We start from the raw sequence: 18,677 nt of genomic DNA, 5'->3' as shown, positions 1-18,677 counted from the left end.
CATGATTGGAATTGATAGAGACAGCGGGGCCACGGTCGACGACTGGCTGCAGTTTGTGCAGCGCGCGACCCGGGCCCTGACCACGCCGCTGGGCACTCGGCAAAAACGGCCCTTATACGGCTCGCTGATCCCCACGCTGCTGGGCCAGAACCTGGGCGACGACATCCTGCTTCTGGCGCAGAGCCACGCCGCGCAAGCGTTCTACAACCCGCAAAACGGTATCGCCGATTTTCAGCCGCAGGTGATTGTCGCCAGTCGCCATGGTGACGGCCTGCTGCTGCGGTTTGCCGGCACCTGGAAAAACCGTCAACAAACCTTCGAGGTGGTGACATGAGCATGTTGATCCCCGGCCAGAACCAGTTGGCCGAACCCGCGCTGATTACCGTTGAAGCCTTCGAAGATCTGCTCGCCGAATTCAAGGCTTTTGTCGTCGAGTACGTCGGTGCACGTTCGCCGACCAGCGCCGCGAAACTCAAGACCAGCCTGGAAAACGAAAGCGAATTGCTCACCCTCGCGCTGGAAGCGTTCTGCGTGCGTCTGCAAACCCATGAGCGCAAATACAACGCACGCATCAAACAGATGCTGGCGTGGTGGGCGACCGGCAGCAATCTCGATGCGCGGCTGGCCGACATGGGGCTTGAGCGGCAACTGCTCGATCCCGGCGACCCGGCGGCATTCCCGCCGGTGCCGGCGATTTACGAGAGCGATGAAGATGCGCGCCTGCGGTATTACCTCGCGCCGCATGCACCGGCGGCGGGATCGCGGATGCAGTATCGCCGCGAAGTGTTCACCCTCGGCGAGCGGCCAACAATACAAGTCGAATCCACTGATTCCGGCGTAGTAAACGTCACCTACACCTTCAACCCTGACGGCCTCGCCGCGCAGGTCAAGGATGGCAACGCACGCCGCACCGCGCCGGGCGAAGTGCAGGTTACTGTGCTTTCCCGCGAAGGCGATGGCACACCTTCCGAAGCATTGCTTGAAGGCGTCCGTCAGCATTTCGCCCGCCCCGACGTGCGCCCGGAAACCGACCTCGTCACCGTCAAGGCTGCCGACATCCAGCGCTACAAAATCCGCGTCATTGCCAAGATCAATTCAGGGCCCGATTCGGGCCTGACCAAGGTCGCCGCGCAAGCACAATTGCAGGCTTACGCAGACAGCTGTCATCGCCTCGAAGGCCGAGTCGACCCGAGCTGGATCGACTACACGCTGCACAGCGCTGGCGCCATTCAACTGCAGATTCTTGAACCGCTGGCGCCGATCGTGACGACCGCGTTTCAGGCGCCGTATTGCACAGCGGTCGAAGTCGAGGTGCTGACGCTATGAGTGAGCCCAAGCAACGCCTGACATTGTTGCCGGCCAACAGCTCGGCACTCGAGCGGGGTCTGGATCTGGGCTTCGGCGCCTTGCTCGACCGCATCGCACCGCCGTTTCCCGAACTGATGAACCCCAGTGAAACGCCGGTCGCGTTCCTGCCGTATCTTGCAGCCGATCGCGGCGTCGCTGAATGGAGCACCGATGCGCCGGAAGCGGAAAAGCGCCTGACCGTCGAACTGGCCTGGCCCACCGCGCGCCAGGCCGGCACTCGCAAGGCGCTGGAAAACGCCGCCAAGGGTTTGCAATTAAGACCCGAGATCCGCGCCTGGTACGAACAGACACCGCCCGGTGCGCCGTACAGCTTTTCCGTGCGTGCCTTCAGCGAACAGCCCTACAGCGAAGAAATCGACGCCCGTCTCGACCGCCGTCTGGCTGACGCCAAAAGCGAGCGGGATGTGCTGTCGGTCTCGGTCGGCTTAAGTGCTTTCGGCAGTCACTCGATCGCCGCTGCAACATTTTGCGGCGAACTGACCACGGTTTATCCAGTGTTCATCGAAGGCCTTGAAACCTCTGGCGAGGCGTTCATGGCCGCCGCGTTGTACACCGTCGAAACATCCACTATTTATCCTCAGGGGGCCTGAATGGCTGACTATTACACCCTGCTCACCAACGCAGGGATTGCCTACGAAACGGCGTGCAAGGCTGCGGGCCTGCCGATCAAGCTGACGCAGATTTCCGTCGGCGACGGCGGCGGCGCGGTCTACAACCCGGCGGCCACCGCCACCGCGCTGAAACGCGAAGTCTGGCGCGGGCCGCTCAATGCGCTGTTCCAGGACGAGAAGAACCCGAGCTGGCTGCTCGCCGAAGTGACCATTCCGCCGGATGTTGGTGGCTGGTATGTACGCGAGGCCGGGTTGTGGACTGACACCGGGATTCTCTACGCCATCGTCAAATATCCGGAGTCGTTCAAGCCGGTGCTGGCGACGTCGGGTTCCGGTAAAGAGTTCTACATTCGCTCGATTTTCGAGACGAGCAATGCGTCCTTGGTGACGTTGTTGATTGATGACACGGTTGTTAAGGCTACTCGTACGTGGGTCATGAGTTATCTCGCCGAAGAACTCGGCAAGCTTGATGGCAAGCAGTCGGTGCGCGTTGTGGCGACTGGCAATGTCGTGATGAACAGCGCACAGCAGATTGATGGTGTTGCCGTGGTTGCCGGCGATCGCGTGCTGTTGCCGAGCCAGACCCTGGCCAAGGACAACGGCCTGTGGGTCGTCGCCAATGGCGACTGGCAACGGGCGACCGATGCCAACACCAGCTCCAAGGTCACTCCGGGCCTGACGGTGATGGTGGAGGAGGGTGTAGCGAATGGAGATTCGTTGTGGCACCTGACCACCAACGCACCGATCACTCTCGGCACGACCGCGCTGCAATTCAAGATGCTCGCCGGGCGAACCGGGATTGCAGTGGGGACTTACAAGAGTCTGACGGTTGACGAATATGGCCGCGCAACGGCTGGGGCCAATCCGGAAACGTTGGCCGGGTTTGGCATCAAGGATTCGTATACCAAGGCTGAAGTTGAAGCGCTGATCGCCAAGGCTTCCGCGTTGCCAGTGGGATCGATCGTGGCGTTTCCGGTTGATGCGCCACCACCGGGTTTTCTGGAACTGGATAACAGCGTCAAGAGCAGCGCGACTTACCCGGACTTGAGCGCCTATTTGAGTGGCAAGTTCAATAAGGGTGATGAGGGAGCTGGGAACTTCCGCTTGCCTGAGGCGCGTGGGGAGTTCTTGCGGGGTTGGGATCATGGGCGGGGTGTGGATGCTAGCCGGGGAGTCGGCAGTGAGCAGCTCGACTCGCTCCAGAACATCACGGGACAGTATGCCGCGAATAATGGAGTTCAACTGGCAGCTGTGGGCCAGGTCGGCGGCGCTTTTGGCTCGGCGGCGACCGGTGGGACGCAAATCCCCGAAGGCGGAGCCGCTACCGGCGTCATCAATATGCTCTTCGATGCTTCGAGAGTTGCGCGCACCTCAACAGAAACCCGTCCTCGCAACATTGCCGTCATGTGGTGCATCAAAGCGTGGAATGCCCCGGTCAATCAGGGAGCCATCGATGTAGCCGCGCTGGCCAAGGAAGTTGAACGGCTGAAGTCAGCCGTCCCAGTGGGTGCTGTTCTGGCATTCCCGACGGGTATCGTCGCTCCCGGTTATCTGGAACTGGATGGCAGTGTGCAGAGCATTGCGACCTATCCTGATCTAGCCGCTTTTCTCGGCACAACTTACAACAAGGGTGACGAGGGCGCGGGCAATTTCCGCTTGCCGGAATCTCGCGGCGAGTTTCTGCGTGGCTGGGATCATGGGCGGGGCGTGGATGCTGATCGAACCGTTGGCAGTTGGCAGAACCACCAGTTCCAGTCCCACTTGCATGCTCTCCGGCATACAGTCACTACGGCGGCAGGAGCCGGTTCCGGCCTGGCCGTTGTAATCAGCGGTGCAGGAACTGGCGCCAACTCGGATATCCCGATAACGGGAAACGTAGGCGCTGAAACGCGCCCGCGCAACCTGGCTGTGATGTGGTGCATCAAGGCCTGGAACGCGCCGATCAATCAGGGAAACATTGATATAGGTGCATTGTTGCTGGAGACGCAAAGGCTTCGGCTAAACGGTCCACTAGCTGGAGCCAGCAGAAATGCGGCCCTCATCGTTAATACTGCCTCCCTTACCGCAACGTTTACGGCGGATGAGGTCATCGTCGAAGATTTTGCTGGGTCATATCGACTCAACAACTTCAACAAACTAGTCAACCTGTCAGTTGTGGGCGTTGGAGGAATGGATGCTGGGGTGGCTCCGTCAAACGGTTATGTCGGTCTCTACGCTATTTACAATCCGGCTTCAGGGGTAAGTGCGTTAATGGCAGTCAATGCCGTTAATTCCGTTTTGCCGAATGTTTATAGCGGGATAAATAGCCCAGCCGGTTTTACTGCGTCGGCGCTAGTGTCTATTTTGCCGACGCAATCCGCAGGGCTCTTCGCTGCCTGCCAGCAAGACGGTCGGCATGTCGATGTGAGTGGCATTTCGGTACTGAACACGACTGTTTTATCAGGCCCTACAACCCAGGTAGTGCCGGCCCTTCCAAAAAATGCGCGAATGATTGGCGGCTCATCGACCGTAACATCCACAACTGCTGGATCTATTTCATTGAGTCTCTTTGCTTCGGATGCTTCGGTAGGTCAGAAAACCAACAACGGTACTGTGCCAGCCGGAGGGCAACAAACAGTGCCTTTCGAACGCTTGCACATGAAAACTCCTCAAACGATCCGCTGGGCAACCTCAACTCTTCAAGGTTCGCCCACGTTTATCGTTTCCGCCACATCATATGATTTTTAAGAGGTGATCAATGTTTGTCCAATTTGAAGATGACAGCATGAGAAAGATCGTCGCGGTATTTGGATGTGTGCAAGATCCTGGTTTATATCCAAATCAAGCAGAAATCGAGTGGGAGGATCCTCGTTTCATGGCTTACCACGACGCGCAGATCTCACTGGGACAGGAGGTGCTGAGAGGGATGCGTGCTCCTGCCCAAACCTGAGTTAGAGGAAAGCGCTGAAATAACAATCGCGCTGAATTGCATTTTCTCACTAACACCAAAACACCCGCCAAAGCCCCTCCCTCCCGAGGGGCTTTCCCGTTTATGGAGAAACGAAAAATGGCAACCCGCCAAACCTACACCGTGCTCGTCCCATTTCCCACCGGCGGTGGGCACTGGTCGAGCGTTGGTCAAGAACTCGATCTGCTCGACGTCGAGGCCAGTGCCTTGCACTTCGCCGGTCGACTTGAACCGAAAACCCCTATCACCCAGGCCAAAAAGGCCGCTGCCAAGAAGGCTGACTGAACATGGCTGAGGTTCTGAACTTCGAGCACAACGGCATTACCGTCAATGCCAGCGAATCCCCCGAGGCCATGGGTGGCCTGGGTGACAACGTCATCGGTCTGGTCGGCACTGCGCCGAAAGCCGATCCGCTGATTCCGCGTAACGCACCGTTTCGCATCAACAGTTTTACCACCCATGCGCTGCTCGACCCGACCGGGTCGGAAGAGGGCACGCTGTATCACGCGGTCTACCAGATTCTCAAAGTGGTCAAGGTGCCGGTGTACGTAGTCATTGTCGAAGCGGGCGCGACGCCGGCCGACACGGTCAACAATGTGATCGGTGGCGTCGAGCCGGCGACCGGTCGCAAGCTCGGTCTGGCGGCACTGGGCAGTGTCCCGGAAGACCTGACCATCATCGGTGCACCGGGCTTTACCGGCAGCAAAGCGGTGGCCGGTGAATTCGCCGCGTTCGGCAAGCGCATCAAGGCCCGTGTGGTGCTGGACGGCAAGGATGTCTCGGTGGCCGATCAGGTGCTGTACAGCCAGGAACTCGGCGGTGCCGAACTCGGTTTCGACCGTTGCCTGGTGGTGCACAACATGCCCGCCGTGTATTCGAAAGCAGCGAAGAAAAACGTCTTCCTGTCGCCGTCCAGTCTGGCAATTGCCGCGCTGGCCAAGGTCAAACAGTGGGAGAGCCCGGGCAACCAGGTGACCTTCGCCGAAGACGTTTCGCGCGTCGTCGAATACAACATTCTCGACACGTCGACCGAAGGCGATCTGCTCAACCGCTACGGCGTCAGCTACTACGCCCGCACCGTGCTCGGCGGCTTCTCGCTGCTGGGCAACCGCTCGATCACCGGCAAGTTCATCAGCTACGTCGGCCTCGAAGATGCGATCAGCCGCAAGCTGGTCAAGGCCGGCCAGAAAGCCATGGCCAAGAACCTCACCAAATCCTTCATGGATCAGGAGGTCAAGCGCATCAACGACTGGCTGCAGACTCTGGTTGCCGACGAAACCATTCCCGGCGGCAGTGTGTACCTGCACCCGGAACTCAACAGCGTCGAGAAGTACAAGAACGGTACCTGGTACGTGGTCATCGACTACGGCCGCTACGCGCCGAACGAACACATGGTTTATCAACTCAACGCCCGCGATGAAATCATCGAGCAGTTCCTGGAGGACGTTCTCTAATGTTTACCAACCGCGTAAGACAGGCCATCGCGGCCACCCTGCAAGGCTTGCCGTTGTCGGCGACCGTTGAGGAATTCACCCCGCCGAAAATCGAATTCGACATGGAAGAAATGCGCGGCGGGCGCTTCATCGTCGAAGAAATGGCCAAGGGCGGCAAAGCGCTCGGCGCCAAACTGACCCTGCAAGGCCTCGGCGCCGAAGTGCTGCTGGCGCTGGGCGTGAAGCTCGGCGACGACATCCTGCTGAACGTGCGTGAGGCCGGTCAGGATCAGGACGGCAACACCTGGTTCACCTATCACACGGTCGGCGGCCAGCTGAAATCCCTTGAGGAAACCGCAGTGAAAATGGGCGAGAAACCCAAGACCAATCTGGAGCTGTCCTGCCGCACCTACAACCGCTTGGAAAACGGTGTGCCGGTGATCGACATCGACGTGCGCACGCAGAAATTCGTACTCAACGGCGTCGACATCCTCGGTGATGCACGACGTGCGGTGTTGATGCCGTAAACCCCGGTTTTCCGGCGGATCACAACGCCCTGTGGGAGCGAGCCTGCTCGCGAACGCGGTGGCTCAGACACATCAATGTCGGATGTGCCAAAGCCTTCGCGAGCAGGCTCGCTCCCACAGTGGAACCAAACGAGTTACCAAGGAATTCATACATGTCGTGGATGCCGCCCCAACACGAACTGCTGTCGCCGATTACCGGCGACGACGGTTTGCAGATCGAAACGATCCAGCTCAAACCGCTGTTCTACGCCGCACAGAAAGAAGCGCTGGAACGCGCCGGCGACGATGAAGACGATCAGTTCTTCGAACTTGCGCTGCTCGCCACCGGTCTGTCGGTCAAGGAGCTCGACCAGCTCAAACGCCCGGACTACGTGAGCATCGCTCAGTACGTGCACGAGATGTCGACCCGGCCGAGTGTGTACTTTCTCGAGCAGGTCGAAGACGCGGAGAAATCCGACGATCCCGACCAAGTGCAATTGCTACAACCGCTCGCCGTGACCGGCCGCACCGTGACTTCGCTGAGTCTGGAAATGCCCGTGCTGCGCGCCACCAAAGTGATGAAGAAACTGAAAACGGCCAAGGAACGCGCCGAATTCATCACCGCCCATTGCACCGGCCTGATGATCCCCGATCTGGCCCATCTGACCGTCCCGGACTGGACGCAATTGCAGGTGCGCATCGACGATTTTTTAAACCAGCCGGCGGCCTACTTTCGGAACGCGACATCGAAGTAATCCTCGATATCGTCCCGCTCATTTACCCGGTAAGTGAGGCGGAGATTCTGGAATGGGACGCCGAAAAGGCGTTGCGCCGCTACGACATAGCGATCACTCGCCTTGGCGTGAAACAGGAGTAGAGCGGCAATGGCAGCGAATCAATTTGTGCTGGCGAATGCTGGCGACAACAAGGGTATCGCGATGGGCGATATCAGCCTGAGCGCAGCAACGCTGAGGGCAGCGAACGGACCCCCTCTGGCCACAGACCAGACGGGTGGGCTCCGTCAGATACTACTGATCGCCAGCGGCAAGATCAGTGTGCTGACAACAGCGATCAATGCGCTGACTGTGACGCTCGCCGCCCTGCGTTCTTTGCCACTGACAGCGAATACTGCGGTGAAGAGCGAAACATCCGCCATAAGCAAAACGGCAGAAAAAAACTCAGCGAACGCCGAGCTTCCAGCAACCCGCAAGTCGGCACTGGCAATGGATACGGCGGCAGCCGCGCTCAGCAGTGTCGCCGAGATCTCCCGTGATGATGGTAAAGACATTGCTCAGTCCAGTCTGGTGATGGCTAGCGCCCCGTTAGTAGCCGCCGGAGGCACCACCGGGGAGGATCTGGTCAATGTCGCGAGCGTGGGCGCCAAGGCGGGAATAGGCAGCCAATATGCCAATGCATCCGACAAAAGGCTTGAGTTGCTGACCTTTGCCAATGACGTTGCTATCACGGCGTCGGCGTTCAAACTCCCAGCGCTCGAAGTCGCGGAAATGGCGAAGATCTGGCGTACCTCCATGAAGCTCACGCGCGATCAAGCCGTTGATCTGGCAGACGCGGTCAATCACCTCGGCAAGCTGACCGGGGATGTCCAGGCAGCCGATATCGGTGCTGTCCTGCAACAGTCGGGTGAATCAGCAGTGCTCGCAGGCCTGCAACCTGAAAAGGCAGCTGCGTTGTCGGCAGCATTGCTCAATACAGGCACGAAAAAGGATGATGCCGGCGTTGCACTGAAAAACATTTCCGCTGCGTTAGGCAGAGGCGATCAAGCTTCTGCGGCCGAAGCGGCTGCCTGGCAACAATTGAAACTTGATCCAAAAGCAGTTGCACAAGCCCTGCGTGACCCCGAGCAACAGGGCACGCAACAAGGTGCTGTGCTGACCGTACTGGCTGCACTGAACGCCAAACCCGTTGAGCAACGGACGGCATTGGCCCGCACGTTATTCGCGGACAGCAGCAACGCCGCCCTCGCACTTTCGCAGAACCTGGGTCTGGTCAACGAAGCGTTTTTGCAAGTCGCGGACAAACGTCAATATGCGACCTCGGAACTGGGCAACAACGCTTCGGTGAAAGCGTCCGCGCTGGCGCTCGCCAATACTCAGCAAGGACAGTTGAACATCAAGAATGCGCGAGAGGAACGCTTGTCGGTTGCCAAGGGCAATGCTCTGGCGCCCGATATCGAAAAGCCGGGTGATGCACATTCGACCGATATGTTGAGTGAACTGGCCGAAACCTATCCGAAAACCACGGGTGCCGTTCTGACGGCGGCTGCGTGGGCTAAACCGGTGCTCGACTTCGTACTCGAATCCGTTGGCGAGGAACTGAAAGGCCGTGTAGGCAAAGGCATCGTCGATAAAGCCGCCAGCCGCATTCCTGATCGCTGGAAACCCGCGGGATCAGCAGGTGCTGCGGTGAATTCGCTCACTCCAGGGGCAGTTCCCCCGATGGCCAATCGGGCTTCCGGCGCCAGCAATGGATTGAAAATACTTGAACAGGCAGGGTGGCCCAATGCTCCGCGCCTGGACGTTGCGGCCGCTGAAATGCGGCCAGTGTCACGGCTGATGCCTTGGCCTGCGAAGGTGGCACTCGGAACCGCAGATGTCATCGAAGGCGTAGCCAGCGGTGACCAGCGGAAAATTGCTTCAGGCCTTGGTGCTGCGGGCGGTGGATGGGCCGGTGCGGTGGCCGGCTCCGCCATCGGTGCGTCGATCGGCAGCATCGGGTTGGCACCGGGCATGGCGTTGGGAGGCCTGATTGGTGGACTCATCGGCGGATGGCTTGGCTCGGAGGGCGGTAGTTCGCTGGGAGAGAAGCTTGTAGCGCCACCACCGGACAAGCTCTCTGCGCCCGAACAAGTCAGCAAACAACTGACAACTGCCCAGCCACCCGGTCAGCCCCTGACATATGCACCCACTGTCCAGGTCTACTGCAGCGATCCCGGCAGCTCGGACAAGATAGGCATGTTGGTCGCGCAGCATCTGCAAAACCAGTTCATGCAAATGACCCCGCTGCTGACCAACAACCCCCTCGCCACTCGCCGTGACGCAGCCCTCACCGACGGAGCCGCCACATGAAACAACAAATGGCACTGGGCAGTTTCATCTTTGGGCTGTCGCGCAACTTCGCGTATCACCAGCTGCTGCGCAAGGCGGACGGAGGCTGGACCGAGATACAGATCCTCACCAGCAAACCCAAGTCCAGCCAGACCGGACAGAAACCGGAAACGCTGACCATCACCGGCAAGTCGATGTACGCCGTGGCCATGGATCGGCTCGATGAATTGCGCGCCTTGCAGGCACTGCGCACACCGCTGCCGCTGATTGACGGCATCGGTCGCAATTGGGGCCTGTGGCGGATCAATAGCGTTCAGGAAACCCAGACCCAGATCATCGATGACGGCACCGCAATGGTGGTCGATTGGGTCATCGAATTGGCGGAGTTCAACAATGCGTAAAGCACGAAGCGTGGCCGGTGATTCGGTGAATCTGTTGCTCTATCGAGAAACCGGACGCAGTGATGACGCTGCCGAAGCAGCGCTGTGGATGCTCAACCCGACCTTGGCCGAACACGGGCCGGTTCTGCCTGCTGGCGTCTGGATCGTGCTGCCGGAACTGGATGTGAAACCCGCGGTGGTCAAAGCGCCGACGGCTTGGGATTAGGAGGTCGCATGGCACTGGGATTTACGCCGGCAGTGAATATTTACGGGGCCAACGCGGCCCTGCTCAATCAGCGCCTGATCAGTTGGGAACACATCGACGCCGCCGGTTTCGAGTCCGATCAACTGACGTTAACCATCGATCTTGAGGGGCTTGAAGGGTTGCCGAATCTGGGTGGCAAGATTGGCCTGCAAGTCGGCTATCGGGAAACCGCCATGGTCGATAAAGGCCTGTTCAAAGTAACCCGCCTGACGCCGACACTGTTTCCGTTTCGCCTCACCCTGGTGGCCACTGCGGCGCCATTCAGCAAGGATGATGAAACCGGCTTCCAGCAGCGCCGCACCGTCAGTCATGGGCCAACGAAGCTGGGTGGATTATTTCGTGAGCTGGTCGAGCCGCACGGCTTTTCGCCACGGGTCGCGCCTGAAATCTCATTGATCCGCATCGAGCACATCGACCAGTCCAACGAAACCGACATGGGATTCATCACGCGCCTGGCGAAAAAGTACAACGTCGTCGCCAAGCCGTACGGCGATGTATACGTGCTGGCGCGGCCCGGGCAGACCAAGTCGTTGTCGGGGCAAATTCTGCCGGACGTGACCCTGTCGGTCACCCACAACAATCGCCCTGGCGATCACGCCTTCATCAGCGCCACCCTGGAAGAATCTGCCCGCGAGCAGGCAAAGGGCTGCAAGACGTGTTTCTGGGATGCGGCAGCGGGGGTGTTGCGCTGGATCGAGACGGGCGTAGCGCCGTTCAAGACCTTGCGCCAGAAGCAGCCCAGCGAAGCCGATGCCGTCGCAGTAGGCGAGGGCGAAGTGCGCAAGATGCTGCGGCACAAGTACAAGGTGAAAATCACCTGCCCGGGTGATCCACGCCTGGCCGCCGAAGGCCTGGTGTTGCTCGATGAGAGCTGGCCGGACTTCATGCGCGGGCGCTGGTCGATCGACAAGGTCACTGCCAGCGGCAGCCGAGACAACAGCTATCGCTGCCTGATTGATGCCTCGGGCCTGGACCCGAAAGCTGATTCCAAAGACTGATTCCGCAGCGACCCGGTTCCTTTGTAGGAGTGAGCCTGCTCGCGATCGCGGTGCCACAGCCAAAATCAATGTGTCTGACCCACCGCTATCGCGAGCAGGCTCACTCCTACAGGGGCCTGTGGTCATTTTCATAATCTGGAACACCCTCATGAAGATCACCCCGATCCTCACGCAATTGCGTGGGCAATGCCCTGAGCTTGCCAATCATATTTCGGTGGGTGTCGATCTGACGTTGCTGCAGGGCAACCCGGATCTGCCGACACCCTCGGCCCATGTGCTGCCACTGGCCGACCAGGCCAGCGCCAGTACCGCTCAAAACCTCATCACCCAACCGGTCCGCGACCGCTTCGAAATCGTCCTCGTGCTTGACGCCAGCGACGCCACAAAAGCGCTGGACGGGTTGCACGACCTGCGCGCCGAGCTATGGCGCGCACTGGTGGGGTTCAAACCCGATGCCGATTACAGCGCCATCGTCTATGACGGCGGCGAACTGGTGTCGATCAACAGCAGCCGCGTCTTTTACCGGCTGCGCTTTTTTGCCGAGTTCCAGCTCGGCCGCAATCTGCCGAGCCAGCCTGCGCAGAGTTGGCACGAGCGCGAACTGGACGCCCTGGCGTCCTTTACCGGGGCCACGGTGCGGGTCGATGCAATCGATCCGGCCGACCCCAATTTACAACGCCCGGGCCCCGATGGGCGCGTGGAACTGACTTTCTCTGGAGACGTAACCCCATGAGCAATCGCATCACCGTACTGCCGGCCGCCGGCCGTGTCGTACCTGACCCGGAGGCGGGCGATCTGCTGCCCGCCGCAGGCCGTGAAGTGCTGGACAGCGCCTGGTGGCGCCGACGTCTGGCCGACGGCGATATCACACTCAAAACCGCAAAAGCGGCTAAACCACAGGGAGCCAAATGATGGCGATCGGATTCAGCAACATCCCGGCGGACATTCGTGTGCCGCTGTTCTATGCCGAAATGGACAACTCGGCGGCCAATAGTGCGACTTCGGCCATGCGCCGTTTGATCGTCGCGCAGGTCAACGACAACATTGCCCCGACTGAAGTCGGCAAACTGGTGCTGGTCTCCAGCGTGGCACTGGCGAAAAGCATCGGCGGCCAAGGCTCGATGCTCGCTTCGATGTACGAAACCTTCCGCAAGGCCGACCCGATCGGCGAGATCTGGTGCCTGCCGCTGCACAACACTGAGGGCGCCATCGCCAAAGGCGTGCTGACCCTGACCGGCACCGCCACTCAGGCAGGCGTACTCAATCTGTATGTTGGCGGCGTGCGGGTGCAAGCCACTGTGGTCAACGGTGCTACTGCTGCACAAGCAGCCACCGCACTGGCGCAGAAAATCAATGCCTCCGCCGACTTGCCGGTCAGCGCTGCCGCTGCCGAAGGTGTCATCACCCTGAACGCCAAATGGACCGGCGACAGTGGCAACGACATCAGCCTGCAATTCAATCGTCTGGGCAAGAGCAACGGCGAAGAAACCCCGGCCGGCCTGACCACCGCAATCACCGCCATGACCGGCGGCGCCGGCGTGCCGGATCAGATCGCTGCGGTTGCAGCATTGGGCGATGAACCGTTCGAATTCATCGCACTGCCGTGGTCGGATCTGTCGACCCTCAATACCTGGCAAGCGGTCATGGATGACAGCACCGGTCGCTGGTCGTGGGCCAAGCAACTGTTCGGTCACGTCTACAGCGCCAAGCGCGGCACCGTCGGCACGCTGGTCGCCGCAGGCCAGGCCCGTAACGACCAGCACATGACCATTCAGGCGCTGGAACCGGGCGTACCACAACCGGTCTGGGTGCAAGCCGCCGCACTGACTGCACGCACTGCGGTGTTCATCTCCGCCGACGCCAGCCGTCCAACGCAAAGCGGCAGCCTGCCAGGTGTCGATCCGGCGCCGGCCAGCGAGCGCTTCACCCTGACCGAGCGTCAGTCGCTGCTCAACTACGGTATCGCCACTGCTTACTACGAAGGCGGTTATGTGCGCATTCAGCGTTCGATCACCACCTACCAGAAGAACGCCTACGGCCAGGCCGACAACTCCTATCTGGACAGCGAAACCATGCACCAGTCGGCGTTCATCGTGCGTCGCCTGCAAAGCGTGATCACCAGCAAATACGGCCGTCATAAGCTGGCCTCCGACGGCACCCGTTTCGGCGCCGGCCAGCCGATCGTCACCCCGGCGACCGTTCGCGGTGAGCTGATCGCGCAGTACGCCAAGCTCGAACTGGAAGGGCACGTCGAGAACGCGGAGCTGTTCGCCGAGCACCTGATCGTCGAGCGTGACGTGCAGGACCCGAGCCGGGTGAACGTGCTGTTCCCGCCGGATTACATCAACGGTCTGCGCGTGTTCGCACTGCTCAACCAGTTCCGTCTGCAGTACGACGACGCGGCTTGATCAGCACGTTCGACATCAAGCATTCAGCCCACCTCGCGTGGGCTTTTTCATTCAAGGGAGTAACACCATGGGTCAACTGATTGCAGGCACCTGCTACGTCAAGGTCGACGGCGCACAACTGACCATCAATGGCGGCTGCGAAGCCCCGCTGATGGCCGTCAAACGTGAGACCGTCGTACCCGGTTTCTACAAGGAAACCGACATCGCGCCGTCGTTCAAAGTGACCGCGCTGCACACCGCCGACTTCCCGCTGAAGAAGCTGATCGAAGGCACCGATATCACCGTCACCTGCGAATTCAGCAACGGCAAAGTCTACGTGCTGGCCGGCGCCTATCTGGTCGAAGAGCCTGTGTCCAAAGGCGATGACGCCACCATCGAACTGAAATTCGAAGGCATCAAGGGGACTTGGCAATGAGCGGCGCCGTGAAGCTTCAGGTTGCGATCGAAGCCCACGGCGAGCCTTTGACCGAACTCGTCCTGCGCCGTCCGACGGTGCAGGAAGTACGAGCGATCAAGGCGCTGCCGTACAAGATCGACAAGAGCGAAGAAGTCAGCCTCGACATGGACGTGGCGGCCAAATACATCGCCGTGTGCGCCGGCATTCCGCCGTCGTCGGTCAACCAGTTGGATCTGGCTGACCTCAACGCGCTGAGCTGGGCCGTTGCGAGTTTTTTCATGAGTGCGGCGTCGGAGCCATCACCGACCTGATCGCCGTCGCCTATGACCTGGCCTGGTTCTGGAAGGTTGACCCCGAACAGATGATGGCCAGGCCACTGGATGTGCTCCGGGAGTCGCTGGAGCACGCACAACGGATCAATGCGATGCAGCAGGTGCAGTGATGGCAGACGAAGAAAAGAAAGTTAAAACGCCGGTGCTGATCACGGGTTTCGATGAACTGTCACCCAAACTCGGCGCCTTGCGCGCCAGGATTGAAGGCTTCAGGAAGAACCTGGAGCAGACCGGCCTGGGCAAGCTGGATGTCAGCGGTCTGTTCAACGGCGGCAGCGTGATCACGCCGTTCGTTGAGGGCATCAAGTCAGCGGCGGCATTCCAGGGCCAATTGAGCGAGGTCAGCGACACGGCAAAAACCGTCGATCTGCCCGCCGCACCGAAAGCCGCGGCACAGACCATGAACGTGTTCAGTGCATCGATGCAAACCGTCTCCACGGCGGTGAATGCAGCGCTGGTGCCGGCCGTGGGTGCCGTTGTCGTTGGCCTTGAGCCAATGCTCACCGGTGTCGGCACTTTGCTCGCCGACAACCCTGAGCTGGTCCAGGGCCTGGCGGCGGGCGCCATCGCCTTTTCGGCGATGCAAACCGCCGTGACCGGTGCCACCCAGGTGTTTGACGTGATGAGCCTGGTGATGAAGGCCAACCCGATCATGCTGATCGCCACCGGCATTGCCCTGGCCGCCGGTTTGATTGTCGCCAACTGGAAACCGGTCTCGACGTTTTTTAGCGGGCTGTGGCAAAGGATTGCGCCAGTGGTGATACCGATGGCCGAATTCTTCAGGACGATGTTCGGCTATACGCCTCTGGGCATGCTGATCAGTAACTGGGGGCCGGTCACGGCGTTTTTCGCAACCTTGTGGGACGGTGTCAAAGCCGTTTCCGTACCGGTGATCGAATTCTTCAAAACCTGGTTCGATTACTCGCCGCAAGGCCTGATCCTGAATAACTGGGGGCCGTTGGTGGGGTTGTTTTCATCGATCTGGGATTTGCTAAGGGCGGTGTCAGTGCCGGTGCAAGCCTTCCTTCGGCAGTTTTTCGACTGGTCGCCGCTTGAGGTGATCCAGGCGATCTGGGGCGGCGTGGTCAGCGTGTTCACGACGATTTGGGATTACATCAAGCTGCCCTTCCTGGCGACGTACGCGATTATCCGCGAACAGTTGGGCTGGTCGCCGCTGGAGAAAATCATCGAAAACTGGGCGCCGGTCACGGCGTGGATCGAGAAGTGGGCGCAGAAGTTTCAGGACGCGATCGCGCCGATCAAGGCCTTTTTCAATGGCGGTTTCGGTGAGCTGATTGCCGATGCCAAGGCCCGGGTCGATGTGTTTACCCAGGCGCAGCTGAAAACCAACGCCGAAGGCAAAGGCGAGCTGGCACCGGTGTTTTTCCAGAGCAGCAGCGAATCCTCTTCCAGCACCGTTATGACGTCCGAGACGCTGCCGGGCAAATCGCCCATGCACAGCGGCTCATTGTCGCAAACCTCCAACACCCTGATTCAGCAAAGCGCCGCCAACAACCGCACGCAACTCGAAGGCGGCCTGACGGTGCGCTTCGAAAATGCGCCGGCAGGGCTGCGCACCGATCCACCGCAAACCAATCAACCGGGCCTGGCGCTGTCGTCGCGCATCGGCTATCGCTCGCTGTCGGCAGGAGGTTCCAATGAACTGGCGTGATCGTTTGTTGCCGGCATCCTTTCGTGGTGTCGGCTTCTGGATCGACCAGGCGAAAACCCCGGTCGGTCGCAAGGGGCAGTTGCATGAATACCCGCAACGCGACCTGCCGTTTTTCGAGGACCTCGGCCAGCAGGCCAAGACCCACGATCTGACCGCGTTCATCATCGGTCCCGATTGCCTGGAACAGCGCGACAAGCTGCTCAAGGCACTGGAGCAGGGCCGTGGCGAACTGGTGCATCCGTGGCTCGGCCGTCTGCAGGTCAAGGTTGGCGAGTGCGACATGACTCACACCCGCCAGGATGGCGGTGTGGTCACGTTCGCGCTGAAGTTCTATCCCGATCAGCCGCTGCCGTTTCCGACGGCGACGGTCAGCACGCAGAAAATCCTGTTGATCAAGGCTGACACGCTGCTGGGTTCAGCGGTGGCGCGCTTCGAACAGGCGATGACCCTGATCAAGGCGGCGCGGATCGGCATCACCAATCTGCGCAATAGCCTCACCGGGGTGTATGAGGTGATCAAGGAGCAGCTCAAGCCGCTGATCGAGCAGTACCGGCAGATCACCGAACTGGTCAAGGCTGTGAAGGAGTTGCCCAAGGAAGTGGCGGCGGAATTCAAGGGCTTGCTCGGCGATATCAAGGAGCTCAAAGCATTCGCCAGGGAAGGCTACCGTGGCGTGATTGCCGACGTGTCGCAACAACTCGAAGCGATTCGCAAGGCCGATGCGCCGAAGATCACCACCGGCAAGGACACCAACGCGGCAGCGCAGGCGATGGCTGATCTGGTGCAGGACACCATGCTGGTCAAAGTGGCGCAATGGGTGGCGTCGATGCCGGTCGCAACCACGCCGGTGAAGCTGGCGTCGACGCCGTCGGTGGCGCAACAGTCGACGGCGCCGGTCAGCCGCCAGGAGGTGCCCGTCAGCGATGACATGCAAACCCTGCGCGCAGCGGTGATTGCAGCGATCGATCCGATGCTTGCGAAAGCCGGGCCCGCGCATTTTCAAGCCATCAACGATGTGAAGGAAGCGCTGGTGGCTCACCTCAAAGCGGTGGCGTCCTCGGGTGTGCGCCAGGTCAGCAAATCGTTTCAGGAAAGTTTTCCTGCGGTGGTGGTGGCTTACAAGCAGTTCGGTGACGCAACACGGGTCACCGAAGTGGTGCAGCGCAACGCGATCACCCATCCCGGCTTCTTGCCCAACGATGTAAAAGTCTCCCGGGAGTGACGCCATGAACGACATGGATAATCACGTCACGCTGACCGTAAACGAGATGGAGTACGGTGGCTGGAAAAGCGTTGAAATCACTGCTGATCTGGAGCGGCAGTTCCGCACCTTCAAACTCGACATCACTTGGCAGTGGCCGGGGCAGACGGTGGATCTACCGATCAAGCCGGGCGATCCGTGCGAGGTGAAAATCGGCAAGGATCTGCTGCTCACCGGCTATGTGTTCAAAGCACCGATCCGCTATGACGGACGGCAGATCAGCCTGACCATCGAAGGCAGTTCCAGGACTCAGGACCTGGTTGATTGCGCCGCCCGTAATCTGCCCAATCAATGGCAACAGCAACCTTTGCTGAGCATCGTCCAGGATCTGGCCAGAGAATATTCACTAACGGTGGTCAACGAAATTCCTGAGACCTCGCGGCTCACCAAACACACCATCGTGCCGGGTGAAACGGTGTTCCAGTCGATCGATCGTTTGCTCTCGCTGTTGCGGGTGTTTTCCACCGACGACGCGCAAGGTCGGCTGGTACTGGCGAAACCCGGCAGTGGCGGGCGCGCCAGCGATGCGCTGGAGTTGGGGAAAAACATTCTCTCGGCCAATGCACCGATGGATTTCAGCCAGGTGTTCTCCGAGTACCGGGTGATCGGCCAGCAAAAAGGCTCGGATGCGAAAAGTGGCGCGGCGGCCAGTGAAGTCGAGTCGACGGCGGCGGATCTGAGCTTCAAACGTCGTCGCACTACGGTGATCAATGAAGGCACGCAACTGACCTTCGAATTGGCGCAGCAGCGTGCCCAATGGGAAAGCGCCACCCGCATGGGCCGGGCGCAGACCGCCACGTATCAGGTGCAGGGCTGGCGCCAGAGCAATGGTGATTTGTGGCGGCACAACACACTGGTGCGGGTGAAAGACCCGGTGCTGGGGTTCGATGGCGACATGCTGATTTCCAGGGTCACTTATTCGTTGTCGGCGCAGGGGTCGGTGACCACGTTGCAAGTCGCACCTGCGCATACGTTTGATGCCAATCCCAGTCCTCAAAAAACAACCTCATAGGCCCGGAAAAGATCGCAGCCTT

General features: G+C 59.9%; 21 protein-coding genes. All 21 read left to right on the top strand.

From position 1 onward, the window contains the following. Position 1: 1 nt before the first annotated feature. Complete coding sequence (locus tag VNV36_RS15695; RefSeq protein ID WP_325718554.1) at positions 2–334, top strand: phage baseplate protein; 333 nt, start codon at positions 2–4, stop codon at positions 332–334. Further along, on the top strand, positions 331–1,326 hold the full coding sequence (locus VNV36_RS15690; RefSeq protein WP_325718553.1) for a baseplate J/gp47 family protein: 996 nt from the start codon (positions 331–333) through the stop codon (positions 1,324–1,326). The genes VNV36_RS15695 and VNV36_RS15690 overlap by 4 nt, the downstream gene beginning before the upstream one ends. Continuing rightward, positions 1,323–1,958, top strand: coding sequence for a phage tail protein I (locus tag VNV36_RS15685; protein ID WP_325718552.1), 636 nt, complete (start codon positions 1,323–1,325; stop codon positions 1,956–1,958). Before VNV36_RS15690 ends, VNV36_RS15685 begins: the two co-directional genes overlap by 4 nt. Continuing rightward, on the top strand, positions 1,959–4,706 hold the full coding sequence (locus tag VNV36_RS15680) for a phage tail-collar fiber domain-containing protein (RefSeq protein ID WP_325718551.1): 2,748 nt from the start codon (positions 1,959–1,961) through the stop codon (positions 4,704–4,706). It abuts the gene before it with no gap. Positions 4,707–4,716: 10 nt separating this feature from the next. Then, a complete protein-coding gene (locus tag VNV36_RS15675; protein WP_325718550.1) occupies positions 4,717–4,908 on the top strand; it encodes a hypothetical protein in 192 nt (63 codons plus the stop codon). Between the two features lie 117 nt (positions 4,909–5,025). Then, positions 5,026–5,211: a hypothetical protein gene (locus VNV36_RS15670; RefSeq protein WP_039762525.1), complete on the top strand. Its 186-nt coding sequence runs from the start codon at positions 5,026–5,028 to the stop codon at positions 5,209–5,211. A gap of 2 nt (positions 5,212–5,213) precedes the next feature. Beyond that, a complete protein-coding gene (locus tag VNV36_RS15665) occupies positions 5,214–6,380 on the top strand; it encodes a phage tail sheath protein (protein ID WP_325718549.1) in 1,167 nt (388 codons plus the stop codon). Beyond that, positions 6,380–6,886, top strand: a complete 507-nt coding sequence (locus VNV36_RS15660; RefSeq protein ID WP_039762530.1) for a phage major tail tube protein — start codon at positions 6,380–6,382, stop codon at positions 6,884–6,886. The genes VNV36_RS15665 and VNV36_RS15660 overlap by 1 nt, the downstream gene beginning before the upstream one ends. Before the next feature lie 152 nt (positions 6,887–7,038). After that, the gene (locus VNV36_RS15655; RefSeq protein WP_325718548.1) at positions 7,039–7,620 is read left to right on the top strand and encodes a phage tail assembly protein; all 582 of its coding nucleotides are present in this window, start codon (positions 7,039–7,041) and stop codon (positions 7,618–7,620) included. 129 nt (positions 7,621–7,749) lie between these two features. Continuing rightward, a complete protein-coding gene (locus VNV36_RS15650) occupies positions 7,750–9,951 on the top strand; it encodes a phage tail tape measure protein (protein ID WP_325718547.1) in 2,202 nt (733 codons plus the stop codon). Continuing rightward, the gene (locus tag VNV36_RS15645) at positions 9,948–10,331 is read left to right on the top strand and encodes a phage tail protein (RefSeq protein WP_325718546.1); all 384 of its coding nucleotides are present in this window, start codon (positions 9,948–9,950) and stop codon (positions 10,329–10,331) included. The genes VNV36_RS15650 and VNV36_RS15645 overlap by 4 nt, the downstream gene beginning before the upstream one ends. Next, positions 10,324–10,536, top strand: a complete 213-nt coding sequence (locus VNV36_RS15640; protein ID WP_325718545.1) for a tail protein X — start codon at positions 10,324–10,326, stop codon at positions 10,534–10,536. Before VNV36_RS15645 ends, VNV36_RS15640 begins: the two co-directional genes overlap by 8 nt. Before the next feature lie 8 nt (positions 10,537–10,544). Beyond that, entirely contained in the window at positions 10,545–11,573 is a 1,029-nt protein-coding gene (locus tag VNV36_RS15635) for a phage late control D family tail protein (RefSeq protein ID WP_325718544.1), read from the top strand. A gap of 148 nt (positions 11,574–11,721) precedes the next feature. Next, positions 11,722–12,306 carry a phage tail terminator protein gene (locus VNV36_RS15630; RefSeq protein ID WP_325718543.1) on the top strand — a complete coding sequence of 195 codons (585 nt, stop codon included), beginning with the start codon at positions 11,722–11,724 and terminating at the stop codon, positions 12,304–12,306. Further along, positions 12,303–12,485: a DUF2635 domain-containing protein gene (locus VNV36_RS15625; protein WP_325718542.1), complete on the top strand. Its 183-nt coding sequence runs from the start codon at positions 12,303–12,305 to the stop codon at positions 12,483–12,485. The genes VNV36_RS15630 and VNV36_RS15625 overlap by 4 nt, the downstream gene beginning before the upstream one ends. Continuing rightward, complete coding sequence (locus VNV36_RS15620; protein WP_325718541.1) at positions 12,485–13,981, top strand: phage tail sheath subtilisin-like domain-containing protein; 1,497 nt, start codon at positions 12,485–12,487, stop codon at positions 13,979–13,981. The genes VNV36_RS15625 and VNV36_RS15620 overlap by 1 nt, the downstream gene beginning before the upstream one ends. 67 nt (positions 13,982–14,048) lie before the next feature. Further along, complete coding sequence (locus VNV36_RS15615; RefSeq protein WP_007908779.1) at positions 14,049–14,396, top strand: phage tail tube protein; 348 nt, start codon at positions 14,049–14,051, stop codon at positions 14,394–14,396. Further along, the gene (locus VNV36_RS15610) at positions 14,393–14,689 is read left to right on the top strand and encodes a phage tail assembly protein (protein WP_003222226.1); all 297 of its coding nucleotides are present in this window, start codon (positions 14,393–14,395) and stop codon (positions 14,687–14,689) included. Before VNV36_RS15615 ends, VNV36_RS15610 begins: the two co-directional genes overlap by 4 nt. A gap of 130 nt (positions 14,690–14,819) precedes the next feature. Beyond that, positions 14,820–16,382: a phage tail tape measure protein gene (locus tag VNV36_RS15605; RefSeq protein WP_325718540.1), complete on the top strand. Its 1,563-nt coding sequence runs from the start codon at positions 14,820–14,822 to the stop codon at positions 16,380–16,382. After that, positions 16,369–17,604, top strand: a complete 1,236-nt coding sequence (locus VNV36_RS15600; RefSeq protein WP_325718539.1) for a DNA circularization protein — start codon at positions 16,369–16,371, stop codon at positions 17,602–17,604. The genes VNV36_RS15605 and VNV36_RS15600 overlap by 14 nt, the downstream gene beginning before the upstream one ends. A 4-nt stretch (positions 17,605–17,608) precedes the next feature. Then, on the top strand, positions 17,609–18,655 hold the full coding sequence (locus VNV36_RS15595; protein ID WP_325718538.1) for a phage baseplate assembly protein: 1,047 nt from the start codon (positions 17,609–17,611) through the stop codon (positions 18,653–18,655). Positions 18,656–18,677 lie beyond the last annotated feature (22 nt).

Origin of the sequence: Pseudomonas sp. (assembly GCF_035554175.1) — a bacterium.
Classification (GTDB): Bacteria; Pseudomonadota; Gammaproteobacteria; order Pseudomonadales; family Pseudomonadaceae; genus Aquipseudomonas.
The sequence above is the reverse complement of the archived record's forward strand: the minus strand, read 5'-3'. Positions and strand labels throughout refer to the sequence as shown.